We start from the raw sequence: 12,220 nt of genomic DNA on the forward strand, positions 1-12,220 counted from the left end.
AGCACGCCGATCGCCCCGAGCGTGTAGCCGAGTGCGCTGGCCAGGAGCGCGGAGCGCACCAGCGGGTGGTACTTGCCCTTGTTGAAAGCGTAGACCAGGAGGGCGATGGCGTAACCGCCGCACCCGAGGGCCGTGCCCGTCACCACGTCGAACGCGATCCACAGGCCCCACGGGTAGCCGTCACTCAGGTCGGTCACCGCGCCCAGCCCCGCCGCGAATCGCCACAGGAGCAGAACGGCGGCGATCCCGATGAGGATCAGCAGTCCCTTCATGGTGGGGGTGAGAAGCTTCCCTCCGACCGGCGTGGCTCGCGCGCTCATGATGCCACCTCCTGGTCCGCTTCTGCGTCCTGCTGACGGCGGCTTCTCCAGGTCAGACCGGCGAGAACCGCGTACAGGGCCACCGGCGCGACGAAGCCCTTGTAGATCGTATGCTGGAGGCCGACCGGCGTTTGCGAAACGGACTCGGGACCGTATTCCGGAAGCCCCAGGTCGGAGAACTCGACGCCGGCGGGTGCGAGGTAGAGCACCTGCGTACCGCCGAGATCGTCGAGCCCGTAGACTCTCGGGTTGTACCGGTCGGGTTCCGCGTCGAGTCGGGCCTGCGCCTCCTGCTTCAGCTCTTCGTAGTCGCCGTAGATCACGGCGTCGCGCGGACAGACCTCACAACAGGCCGGCTCCATGCCTTCCCGGAGCTGGCCCGGCTCCGTGCCTCCGGCCTTGTCGAGGCACAGCTGGCACTTGACCATTCGGGGCAGCGGAGAGTCCCACTCGAACTTGGGAATCTCGAACGGGCACGCGATCTGGCAGTAGCGGCAGCCGATGCACTTCTCCGGACGCCAGGTCACGATTCCGTTGTCGCGCTTCTGGAACGAGCCCATCATGCAGGCGGAGGCACAGGCGGGGTCCACGCAGTGCATGCACTGCTGCTTGATGAACGCGGCCCGCTCCTCCCCGTTGTACAGCTTGATGATGTTCGCGGTGTGACCGGTCAGGTCGACCGGGTCGTCGTACAGCGTGCTGTCCGGCTCGAACGAGAGCCCGTTCGCCCTTCTGCACGCCACGACGCAGGCCTTGCACCCGATGCAGAGGGTCGAGTCGTAGAGCATCCCGACCGCGTCGTCGGGTGCCTCGCGGCGCTCGCGCGCCTCTGCCTTTCGCACCCCGCTGGCGGCCGCGGCCCCGAGGGCGGCGACCTTGAGGGCACCTCTACGCGAGATGTTCATCGTCAGCCCTCCTCTCCCGCGCCGGCCTCCGCGGTGCTCTCGGCCACCTTCTTGGAAGCCATCACTCCGGCGGCGATCGCTCCGCCGACGACGGCACCGCCGATGCCCGTGGCGAGCGGGCTGATCGGACCGCGATCCGCGAAGATCGGCGGATAGGTGGAGGGCGGTACGATCTCGTTCGGATCCACCGTTTCCACGCGCGCGACCCGGAAGGCGAGGCTCTGCTCGGTGCAGCCGTAGCACGGATAGCCGATCCCGATCGGCCAGGCGTCGGTGACCTCGTTGAAGTGCTGGACCGAGCAGTTGGCGAAGGTCTGCGGTCCCTTGCAGCCGAGGTGGTACAGGCAGTACCCGAGCCGGTGTCCCTCGTCTCCGAACTGGCGGGCGAAGCGTCCAGCGTCGAAGTGGGCTCTGCGCGGGCAGTGCTCGTGGATCGTTCGACCGTACGCGAACTTGGGCCGCCCGAGGTCGTCCAGCTCGGGCAGGGTGCCGAAGGTGGCGTACTGCAGGGCCACGCCGAGGAAGTTGTACGGGTTCGCCGGGCAACCGGGAATCGTGACCACCGTCTTGCCTTCCAGGACCGCCGGGGCGCCGGACGCGCCCGTGGGATTTGGATCGGCGGACGGAATGCCGCCCCACGAGGCGCACGATCCGATCGCGATGATCGCGCCGGCGCTCTCGGCGCACTCGCGCACCAGGTCCAGCGAGGTGTGTCCGGCGATCTTGCAGTAGATCCCGTCGTCCTTGGTCGGGATGGCGCCCTCGATCACCAGGATGTAGCTGCCGGCATACCGCTCCATCGCCGCCCGTCGCGCCGCTTCGATCTGGTGTCCGGCGGCCGCGAACAGGGCCTCGTGGTAGTCGAGGGAAATCAGATCGATGATCAGCTCGGCGAGGCCGGGGTGCGAGGTGCGGAGCAGGGTCTCGGTGCAGCCGGTGCACTCCTGGTTGGAGAGCCAGATCACGGACGGCTTGAGGCCGGCCTCCGCGTTCTGGACGAACTTGGCTGCCGCTTCCGCGGGCAGGCCGACGGCCGCGGCCGCCATGCCGCACGCCTTCACGAAATCTCGACGATGCCACCCCGGGGTCGTGGCCTGGAGTGCGAGCTCAAGAGGAACGGACATGGAATCCCTCCGATGTGTGGCACGGTACCAGCCGGATGCCGTCAATCATCGCCATCCGACGCGCTCAGAGTCCTTTGACTCCATCTATTCGCAGTGAGCAGCCGATCGAGCCGGCGGCCCAGCGTTGCCACAAGAGGGCTGAGGCGTGTTCGGTAGCCTGGACGGAGCAGGCGCCGGGGGGCGAGCGCACCGCGATGGGTGATTCGCTGAGCCGACGCCGGGAGACGGCCCGGCTACCGTTGGCGCTCTCGATTCGGAACCGGTATCCGCGCGGAACCGAAGATCGAGAACTGGTTCTATGTCAATTCGATAAAGGCTCTTCCGATGCCTGGAGCTTGCACCCCATCGGGAGGGAGGAAGGCAACCTGTGTGCCAGACGCGGTCGAGGTGCGGTCAGCGAGGGTAAGGGGCTGCGGCAAAGGCCGATAAATCAACCGTTCCCGGACCATGGCCGCCCGGACGGATGGCCGGATCGCTGCGCCGACGCTCGACGGCTTGTCGACGTTTGGGACAGTTTGCCCCGCGACGGGCGGTCCTGACCGGGATCCCCGCGGCGGGAACCAGGCGGCCCGGAGATCGAGTCCGGGCCGCGAGTCACCAGCTGCCGCTGTGCAGGGCCGGGGGACTCAAGCCGGCTCATCGGCCACGGGAGGATCTCCCGGTCCGGTTCCGGTCGAGACCGCCGAATCCGACCGGCGACCGCCGCCTCGCCGCTCGATCAGCCCCTGGATCACCACGTAGAAGGCGGGGATGAGGAACACCCCGCTCACGGTGGCGATCAGCATCCCACCCAGGACCGCCGTGCCGAGCGAAACCCGGCTGGCGGCTCCGGCTCCGGAAGCGATGGCGAGCGGAATCACCCCGAGGATGAACGAGAAAGCCGTCATGAGGATGGGCCGGAATCGAAGGCGCGCCGCCGTCTCCGCTGCCTCGATGATGCCCTTGCCTTCCTCGCGCTGCTGCTTGGCGAACTCCACGATGAGGATGGCGGTCTTGGCCGCCAGCCCGATCAGCAGCACCAGGCCGATCTGCGTGTAGATGTTGTTGTCCAGACGGCGGAGGCCCGTCGAGGCGACGGCCCCGAAGATGGCCATCGGCACGCCCATGAGCACGGCCAGCGGGATCATCCAGCTCTCGTACTGCGCGGCCATGAAGAGGAACACGAAGATGATGGCCAGGCTGAAGATGATGGGCGCCAGGTTGCCGGCCGCGATCTGCTGGTAGGTCACGCCCGACCACTGGTAGCCCATCTGCTGCGGAAGGAACTCGCCGGCCAGCCGTTCCATCTCCGTCACCGCCTGCCCGGACGACTTCCCGGGAGTGGGGACCCCGGTGATCGTGGCCGACGGGAACATGTTGAATCGTGTGATCACCTGCGGGCCCACCGTGTCGCGCACCTGGACGAGGGAGCCCATGGGAATCATGTCGCCCGCGGCGTTGCGCACCTCGAGGCGGCCGATGTCCGAGACCCTGGAGCGGAACTGCTGGTCGGCCTGAACCTGCACCTTCCACGTGCGGCCGAACAGGTTGAAGTCGTTCACGTACGCCGATCCGAGGTTCGCCTGGAGCGTGGTGAACACGGACTGGAGCGGGACACCGTAGGTCTTCACCCGGTTGCGATCCACATCCACGAACAGCTGCGGCACATTCGCCGTGAAGTTCTGGTTGAGGCGATCGACCACCGGGCTCGCCGTGCCCGCGGCGACCATGTCCTGGGCGAAGGTCTGGAGTTGTTGAAGGCCGAGCCCTCCCCGGTCCTGCAGCTCCATCGAGAACCCGGTCGCGTTTCCGAGGCCCATGATCGGGGGCGGTCCGAAAGCGAACGCGCGCCCCTCCTGGATGGTGAACAGGAACTGCTGGAGACGCGCCATCAGCGCGGCCACGTGCTCTTCCTTGCCTCGCTCCGACCAGTTGTCCAGCGTCACGATCGCGGCGCCATAATTGGAACCCTGGACGGCGTTCAGCATGGAGTAGCCGCCGATCGTGATGTAGTGCCGGACCCCGGGGGCGCGGCCGAGCGCCAGGTTCACCCGATCGAGTACCGCCTCCGTGCGCTCCATCGAGGCGCCGTCCGGCAGCTCCAGGTTCACGAAGAAGTAGCCCTGATCCTCATCCGGCAGGAAGCCTCCAGGCACCATCCGGAAGCTCAACACCATCGCCGCCACGAGACCGGCGAACACGACCATCACCACGGCCGTGCGCCGAACGAGGGTTCTCACGGCACCCATGTACTTTCCGGTGCCCACCTCGAACCACTCGTTGAACTTCGTGAAGAACCGGCCGCGCGTCTCGGGAGAGGGCCGCAGCAGGATCCCCGCCAGGGCGGGGCTGAGGGTCAGCGCATTGATGGACGAGAACACCGTGGCGATCGAGATCGTGATCGCGAACTGCTGGTACAGGCGTCCCGTCAGGCCGGGCATCAGGGCCGTCGGCACGAACACCGCAAGGAGAACCAGCGTGGTCGCCACGATCGCGCCGCCGACCTCCTCCATCGCCTTCGCGGTGGCGGCCTTCGCTTCCATGCCCTCGTCGTCGATCAGCCGCATCGTGTTCTCGACCACCACGATGGCGTCATCCACCACGATACCGATGGCGAGCACCAGCCCGAACAGGGTGAGGTTGTTGATCGACATCCCGAACAGCTTCATGGCGAAGAAGGTGCCGATCAGCGACACGGGGATGGTCACGGAAGGGATGACCGTGGTTCGCCAGTCCTGCAGGAAGATGAACACCGAGAAGATCACGAGCAGGATCGCGATGATCAGCGTCGAGACCACCTCGTCGATCGAGGCCTGGATGTACTCCGTCGAGTCATAGGCGATGACCGCTTCGAGCCCGTCCGGGAAGTTCTGCTCGAGCTCGGCGATCGCCTCCCGGACGCCCTCGGCCACCCCGAGGGCGTTCGACCCGGGAAGCTGATACACGGCGATCGCCACGCTGGGCGCTCCGTCGAGCTGCACGTACCACGAATAGTCCTGCGATCCGAGCTCGACGCGGGCCACATCCCGAATGCGGACGATCTCGCCGGACCCGCCGGTCTTGACGATGATGTTCTCGAACTGCTCCACCGTCTCGAGGCGGCCGAGGGTCGTGATCGTGTACTGGAAGTTCAGACCCGCGGGGTTGGGGGGCTGCCCGATGGCGCCGGCGGCCACCTGCACGTTCTGCTCGCGCAGCGCGCCGATCACCTCATCCGTCGTGAGGTCGCGGGCCTTGAGCTTCCCCGGATCGATCCAGATCCGCATCCCGAAGTCCTTGGCCCCCATCCCCACGACCTTTCCCACGCCGGGAACCCGTGCCAGGACGTCGTTGATCTGGGTGGTGGCGTAGTTCGAGATGAAGATGTCGTCGTACCGCCCGTCCGGAGAGATGAGGTTCACCATCAGGGTGATCTGGGTGGACTTCTTTTCCGTCTTCACCCCCTGGCGCTTGACCTCCTCCGGCAGGAGCGGCTCGGCGATGGACACCCGGTTCTGCGTCAACACCGCGGCCATGTCCGGGTCGGTACCGATATCGAACGATACGGTGAGATCCATGCTGCCGACCGACGTGCTCTTCGACTGCATGTAGATCATGTTCTCCACGCCGTTCACTTCCTTCTCGATCGGCGTGGTGACCGTCTGCTCCACGACCTCCGCGTTCGCTCCCGGGAAGTTCGTGCTCACCGACACGGTCGGTGGCGTGATGTCCGGCATGGACTCCACCGGGAGGGTCGGAATCGAGATCGTCCCGAGGATGATGACGACGATCGAGATGACGAGAGCGAAGACCGGCCGGTAGATGAAGAAGCGGCTGAACATGGCCTACTCCTCCTCTCCGGAACCCTCGTCGGATGCACCTTCCAACTGAGATCGCTGGGCCGCCTGGCGCTGCGCCATCTCCTCCTCGGTCACCGGCGTGACCGGGAGCCCGGGCCGTGCTCTCAGCAGTCCGTCCGAGATGTACGTCTCCCCGATCTCGAGGCCGTCCTCCACGACGATCGTTCCGTCGGGCTGCGGCTGGCCGACGGTGACGTAACGCCGCTCCACCACGTTCCCCTCGCCGAGGACGAACAGGTACTTGCCCCCGATGTCGGTGCCGAGGGCTCGCTCGTTCACCACCAGGCGCTCGTCCGCTTCGACGGCCACGGCCCGCACGCGCACGAAAAGCCCGGGGAAGAGCAGGCGGTCCTCGTTCTCGAACAAGGCCCTGAGCTCGATGGTGCCCGTACTCGGATCCACCGTGTTCCCGATGAAGTCGATGTAACCCTCGAACGGAAACCGATCCTCATCCGCGGCCGTCCCGACGAGGACTCGGAGGGTGGCTTCCTCCAGCCGGCGATTCGCGTCATCCAGGAGCTCGGCCGCCTCCTCCTCGTCCATCACGGTCGGATCGCCCTCGACCAGCCCTTCGCGCGCCTCGTCCATGCGGCGCAGCATCTCCAGAACGACCCACTCCGGAGCGTTGAAGTAGACGTGAATCGGCTTGAGGCGATTGACGGTGGTCAGGAGGGTCTGCTCGCCGTACCCGACCAGGTTGCCGGGATCGACCAGCCGCCGTCCCACCTGACCGCCGATCGGCGTCCGTACCATCGTGTAATCGTAGTCGAGCTGAGCCCGGGAAAGCCGGGCCCTGGCGCCGAGAACGGTGGCCACGGCGGCATCCCGCTCGGCCTGCGCCTTGTCCAGGTCCTGGCGGCTCACCGCGTTCGTCTCGATCGCGATCTGCACGCGCTCCAGGTTGGATTCCTTCAGCGCCGAATCGGCAACCGCCGCCCTCAGCGCCGCTACCGCCTCGTCACGCGCGGCCTCGTACTGCTCCTGCTCGATGATGAACAGGACGTCTCCTTCCTTCACCATGTCGGAGGGCTCGAACAACTGCTGGCGCAACACGCCCCCCACGCGGGCCCGGATGTTCACGGACTCGACGGCGCGGGTCGTTCCGGTGAAGTCGGCGTACGCCTGCACGGGCCTCAGGACCGGCTCCGCGACGGTCACCTCGGGAGCCTGGCGCTGCACCGCCTCGCCTCCGCAGGCTCCGACCAGGAGCGCGGCACCCACCACGAGCATCCTCGAAGGGTCCCGATCCGTATTCATGCTCGCCGACCTCGTTCTTCGGTTCATCGGTCCCCTCCCGCGGTCTGCGGTGGCTCCCCGCCAGCCGCGGCGGTGGCTGTCATCTCGGCCTGGCCTGGCGACCAACCACCGCCCAGCGCCCGGTTCAGGTCGATCAGGTAGATGATGACCTGACCGGCGCTCGCCGCCAGCTCGTCCTGCTGACGAAACAGCGAGCGCTGGGAGTCGAGGAAGTTCTGGAAGTTGGTCAGCCCCGACAGGTACTGGGTCTGCACCAGGTTCACGGCGCGCTGGGAAGCGTCCACCGCCTCGAGGAGGCGGTCACGCCGAACCTTCTCCTGGCCGTAGGCAACCAGGGCGTTCTGTACCTCTTCGAGGGCGCGGAGCACGGTCTGCTCGTAGGCGGCCAGGGCCTGAGCGGTTCGGGCCTCCTCGGCCCGGATCCGGTTGCGGATCTTCCCACCCGTGAAGATCGGCCAGCTGATCTGCGGCACGATGCTGAAGAAGAAGCTGCCCCCGTCCCCCAGATCATCGAGATCCAGGGATTCCAGCCCCACGCTGCCTCCGAGGGAAAGCGTCGGGTAGAGGTCCGCCGTCGCGATGCCGATGCGGGCCGTCTGGGCCGCCAGCAGGCGTTCCGCTGCCCGGATGTCGGGCCGGCGGCGCAGCAGGTCCGCCGGTATCCCGTAGGCCACCTTGTCATCGGGCTCGGGAAGTCCACCGTCCGCCATCAGCTCTGCGTGCAGGGATCCGGGCGCCTCTCCGAGGAGAACGGCAAGCCGGTTCAGGGAGGCTTCGAGGCCGATCTCCAGCGCGGGAATCGTGGACCGGGTCTGTGCCAGGTTCTGCTCGGCCTGCGCGACGTCGAGAGCCGAAGTGAGTCCCGCCCTGAACCGATCCCGCGTGAGCTCGAGGCTGTTCTCCTGTGCGGCTACGTTCTGTCGGGCGAAGGCCAGGCGCACCTGAAAGGCGCGTGCGTCGACGTAGGCGGACCCGACTTCCGCGTAGAGGGTCACCAGGACGTCCCGGTAGTCCTCCACGGACGCCTGGAGCTGAGCATCGGCCGCTTCGACCGTGCGCCGGATACGTCCGAACAGGTCGATCTCCCAGCTCAGGCTGAGCCCGGCGGTCCAGGTGTCGAACGGATCCTCGAGCGGCGAAGCTCCGTCTTCGGGCGCCCCGTCCGGCGACTGCCCGGCCTGCGCCCCCTGGAGACCGTTCTCGCTCAGCTTCTGGTAGCTGTACGCTCCCCCAAGCACGATGTCCGGCCAGTAGCCACCCTTGGCGACCCCTCGTATGGCCCGTGCCTCCGCGACCCGGCCGACCGCCGCCTGCAGATCGAGGTTGCCGAGCTCGGACCGCCGGATCAGGTCGGTGAGCAGGGAGTCGTTGAACGTGACCCACCACATCTCGAGATCGGTCGTGTCCGCCTGCATCTCCGTTTCCACGGTGGTGCGCCACTGATCGGGCAGCATCTGCGGAGACAGATCCGGCGGCTCGTAGTCGGGACCCACGGTGCAGCCTGCAGCGAGCAGCGCGAGCGCCGCGAGGCATGCGGATGGTCGGGCGCGGCACCTGGTCATGCGTCCACCTGTCCTTGTCAGAGAATCACGACGTGGAAGCAGGAAACTACGGGATCGAGGGGATGGGGCAACGCGGCGACGGAGAGGCCCCGTGATCCGGGGCCGGAGTTCTCGCCTTGGGTGGAACGCGGGGCCGCGGATCGCCGCGGCCCCGGGTCTTCCGGACGTCCGTCAGGCGACGCTGACGGTCAGGTGCGCGCGCGCCTCCGCAGCATACCGCCCTTGAAGCATCCGGCTGCCGTGCAGACGACCCCGACGACCAGGGCGTGCATGATGCCGACGATCGCGAGCAGTCCGAGCAGGTCGAATCCCTGCTGAGCCGTCAGGTTCATCTATCCCCCCTTACGAGTGGGCCACCGTGTTCGCGGTGGAGCGATCCCGCTTCAGGTTCCGGGTCCCGTTCGTCGTTCCCGGGCCGAGGCAGGTCTGAGCGATTCAGGGCCACCCTCGGGCAGCCGCCAGTTTGTGAAGCATTTCACATGCCACCGTTTCGGGCGGCGCGTCGGCTTCTGCGGCTGGTGAAAAATTGCACAATCGATTCCCGGTGCTATCAAACGATTATGTGCATATATCCGCCATGTTCGCGGTTTGGACACGTTTCTGAGGCAATCGGCTGGGATGGGAGCACTTAGAGGTCGGCGACCGGGCCCGGATGTGCCGATGTGTCACAAATTTTGACACGGGGACCCGTCCGATGACGGGGCGATACCTTCAGTCGTCTCGGGACCCGGGTCGTTCGTCTGTGGCGTTTCTCGACAACGAGCCGAACTCCCGTTCCATCCGCTCCAGCAGGTTGGCCTTCTCGCCCGGGGCAAGCAGTGTCGCCGAGCCCGCCTTCATCACCAGGTTCCGGACCTCTCCGGCGTCGAGGCCGAACACCGCGGCAGATCGCAGATACTCCTCGGTGAGCGTCGTATCGAACATGGACGGGTCATCGGAGTTCAGCGTCACGAACAACCCGGCGTCGAGCAGGCGGGGCAGCGGGTGCTTTTCGAAGGAAGGACAGACCCCGAGGCGAACGTTGCTCGTGGGGCACACCTCGAGCGGGACCTGCCTCTCTCGAAGTTCCGCCACGAGGGACGGGTCCTCGAGACACCGGACGCCGTGCCCGATGCGCACGGCCCCGAGCACGTCGAGCGCGCCCCGAACGCTCTCCGGGCCCGCCGTCTCACCGGCGTGCGGAACCGCCGGCAGGCCGGCCTCTCGGGCCACCGCAAACGCTTCTTCGAACCGTTCCGGCGGATGTCCGCGCTCCGGTCCCCCGAGGCCGAGGGCGGTGATGCCGCGGGAACGGTTCTCCACGGCCCAGTGGGCCACCTCGACGAACTCCATCGGATCCAGGTTGCGCGGATAGTCGATGGTGAGGCTCATCGTCACCCCGTGCTCCCGCTCCGCCGAGGCCCGGGCGCCGTTGATGGCTTCAAGCTGATCGTCCAGAGAAATGCCGGAGAGCATCCGCTGGGTCGACGCCGTGTAGGTCACTTCGCTGTGCAGGACGTTCTGCCGCGCCTGTTCGGCGAGGAAGTCGGCCGTGATCCGTTCGACGTCGGAAGGCGTTCGGATGCAGCGGGCCGCGGTCACGTAAACCTCGATGAAGTGGTCGAAATCGCGGAAGGCGTACCAGTCCTGAAGCTCCGATATCGTCCGAACCGGCAGATCGATCCCGTTCCGGTCCGCAAGCTCGAGCAGGGTGTCGGGGCGGATGGAACCTTCCAGGTGGACGTGGAGCTCCACCTTCGGCATGCGCCGGATGTACTGCTCGAGCGAAGCGGAAAGGCACGGTTCGATCATGCGGTATTCTTGGCCGGGAGGCCGGACTTCCGCAATCGCGGCGAACAACCGGGTGCGGCCTCCGATCGAAAGGCCGTTCCCTTCAGGTCGCGGGGGGACCCGATGAAGAAGAATCGTGTATATTGAAGGTGGAAGCTCGGTGCGGTGTTTCCCGGCTTCCCCCCTCCCCTCGAGATGCCGCCGGGCTCCCTGCACACGCGAGAGTCATCCGGCGGAGCCGTTCCTTCCGTTCTTGGGCGATCCCCGGAGGCTCGTGGTTGAACGCGCGACGGAGCGCCCGAGAACAGGAGGACCTCATGATCGGCTCGGCGCTGGTCCTCGTGGCACAGGCTCTGGGCATCATTCTGTTCAGCGCCGTCACCATCGTGCTCGTCTGGGCCGTGTGCGGATTCGTGTTCTGCGCGCTCACCTGCGGGATGAGCTGCGGCTGCTGCAACCTGTGCGAAGCGGTTCGCCGCTGGCGCGCAAGGCGCGGCCACAGCGTCGCCTGAGGGATGGGCGCACGCGCGAGCAGAGTCCACTGAGGCGGTCCCCCGGTCCGTCATCTCCCGCGGCCGGAAGGGTGGCCCTCGTTCTTGACCCGGTCTACACGACCGAGCCCACCACCTCCGGCAGCTCCGATCTCCACGCCCGGTAGTCACTTGGGTAGCGTTTCGCGAGTCCTCGCCCCATAATCGGGGTGCGTGCTCGATGGGATCAGTGAACGCCGAGTTTCCCCAGGAGATCGATGGGAGTGAAGACATCCGCGGCAAGCACGTCCGGTGCGACGGCGGTCGCTCTCGTGGCGTTCGCGCTGCTGGCGGCGCTGCCCGGCCAGGCGGGCGCCCAGAGTCTGAGGGGCTCCCGTCACTCGCTGGACCTGCAGAATCGGGTGGCCGCAGAGCACGACTTCACCTACATCCGGACGCCGCAGCAGGTGCGGTGGTTCGCCGACCAGGGCTACCTGGTTCGCATCCGAAGCGGGACCGGGTACGAGCTCAAGCGCATGTCCTTTCCGTATGCCCGCCCCGAGGTCGCGCTCTTCCTGTCGAGGCTCGGCCCCCAGTATCGGAGCGCCTGCCGCGAGAACCTCGTGGTCACCAGTCTCACCCGTCCCACGACCCGGCAACCGCGGAACGCGTCCTCCCGCTCCGTACATCCGACGGGGATGGCCATGGACCTGAGGCGCACCAACAACCGCGCCTGTCGATCCTGGATGGAGAGCGTGCTCCTGAGCCTCGAGCGGGCGGGTGTGCTGGAGGCAACGTACGAGCGGAATCCGCCGCACTTCCACGTGGCGCTCTTTCCGAGCCAGTATGCGAGGTACGTCGAGCGACGTGCGCCGGCGGACGCCGTGGCATCGAGCCAGGAGTACCGGGTCCGCTCCGGGGACTCGCTGTGGTCGATCGCCCGTCGCAGCGGAACCAGCGTCCCGGAATTGCGGGCGCTCAACGATCTCCGGAG

At 66.9% G+C, this 12,220-nt stretch carries 9 protein-coding genes and 1 pseudogene; 2 read left to right on the forward strand and 8 right to left on the reverse strand.

Annotation, left to right across the window (positions count from 1 at the left end; genetic code table 11):
* The 8 genes and pseudogenes from AC36XV_RS00915 to add all read right to left on the reverse strand — a co-directional run.
* A pseudogene (locus AC36XV_RS00915) lies at window positions 1-320 on the reverse strand (Ni/Fe-hydrogenase cytochrome b subunit); the annotation flags it as partial.
* The gene (gene hybA / locus AC36XV_RS00920; RefSeq protein WP_492201804.1) at window positions 317-1,225 is read right to left on the reverse strand and encodes a hydrogenase 2 operon protein HybA; all 909 of its coding nucleotides are present in this window, start codon (window positions 1,223-1,225) and stop codon (window positions 317-319) included. The pseudogene AC36XV_RS00915 and the gene hybA, both read right to left, overlap by 4 nt.
* Window positions 1,226-1,227: 2 nt before the next feature.
* Window positions 1,228-2,349, reverse strand: a complete 1,122-nt coding sequence (locus AC36XV_RS00925; RefSeq protein ID WP_492201805.1) for a hydrogenase small subunit — start codon at window positions 2,347-2,349, stop codon at window positions 1,228-1,230.
* Window positions 2,350-2,975: 626 nt separating this feature from the next.
* The gene (locus tag AC36XV_RS00930) at window positions 2,976-6,149 is read right to left on the reverse strand and encodes an efflux RND transporter permease subunit (protein WP_492201806.1); all 3,174 of its coding nucleotides are present in this window, start codon (window positions 6,147-6,149) and stop codon (window positions 2,976-2,978) included.
* A 3-nt stretch (window positions 6,150-6,152) separates the two neighbouring features.
* Window positions 6,153-7,451, reverse strand: a complete 1,299-nt coding sequence (locus AC36XV_RS00935) for an efflux RND transporter periplasmic adaptor subunit (protein ID WP_492201807.1) — start codon at window positions 7,449-7,451, stop codon at window positions 6,153-6,155.
* Window positions 7,448-8,986 carry an efflux transporter outer membrane subunit gene (locus AC36XV_RS00940; RefSeq protein ID WP_492201808.1) on the reverse strand — a complete coding sequence of 513 codons (1,539 nt, stop codon included), beginning with the start codon at window positions 8,984-8,986 and terminating at the stop codon, window positions 7,448-7,450. The genes AC36XV_RS00935 and AC36XV_RS00940 overlap by 4 nt, the downstream gene beginning before the upstream one ends.
* A 188-nt stretch (window positions 8,987-9,174) precedes the next feature.
* On the reverse strand, window positions 9,175-9,318 hold the full coding sequence (locus AC36XV_RS00945; RefSeq protein ID WP_492201809.1) for a hypothetical protein: 144 nt from the start codon (window positions 9,316-9,318) through the stop codon (window positions 9,175-9,177).
* A 379-nt stretch (window positions 9,319-9,697) separates the two neighbouring features.
* Window positions 9,698-10,777 (reverse strand): adenosine deaminase, encoded by a 1,080-nt coding sequence (gene add, locus AC36XV_RS00950; protein WP_492201810.1) that lies wholly within the window; start codon window positions 10,775-10,777, stop codon window positions 9,698-9,700.
* A 257-nt stretch (window positions 10,778-11,034) separates the two neighbouring features.
* Here add and AC36XV_RS00955 point away from each other — a divergent pair, with 257 nt between their 5' ends.
* The gene (locus AC36XV_RS00955; RefSeq protein ID WP_492201811.1) at window positions 11,035-11,268 is read left to right on the forward strand and encodes a hypothetical protein; all 234 of its coding nucleotides are present in this window, start codon (window positions 11,035-11,037) and stop codon (window positions 11,266-11,268) included.
* A gap of 236 nt (window positions 11,269-11,504) precedes the next feature.
* A partial coding sequence (locus AC36XV_RS00960) for a DUF5715 family protein (protein WP_492201812.1) occupies window positions 11,505-12,220 on the forward strand: 716 nt, incomplete at its 3' end.

The sequence above is a fragment of the Candidatus Benthicola sp. genome, from assembly GCF_058719085.1.

Bases quoted from the DNA above. Each gene is read 5' to 3' on its own strand.
- hybA (WP_492201804.1), bottom strand. From the start codon at position 1,225: ATGAACATCTCGCGTAGAGGTGCCCTCAAGGTCGCCGCCCTCGGGGCC.
- AC36XV_RS00925 (WP_492201805.1), bottom strand. From the start codon at position 2,349: ATGTCCGTTCCTCTTGAGCTCGCACTCCAGGCCACGACCCCGGGGTGG.
- AC36XV_RS00930 (WP_492201806.1), bottom strand. From the start codon at position 6,149: ATGTTCAGCCGCTTCTTCATCTACCGGCCGGTCTTCGCTCTCGTCATC.
- AC36XV_RS00935 (WP_492201807.1), bottom strand. From the start codon at position 7,451: ATGAACCGAAGAACGAGGTCGGCGAGCATGAATACGGATCGGGACCCT.
- AC36XV_RS00940 (WP_492201808.1), bottom strand. From the start codon at position 8,986: ATGACCAGGTGCCGCGCCCGACCATCCGCATGCCTCGCGGCGCTCGCG.
- AC36XV_RS00945 (WP_492201809.1), bottom strand. From the start codon at position 9,318: ATGAACCTGACGGCTCAGCAGGGATTCGACCTGCTCGGACTGCTCGCG.
- add (WP_492201810.1), bottom strand. From the start codon at position 10,777: ATGATCGAACCGTGCCTTTCCGCTTCGCTCGAGCAGTACATCCGGCGC.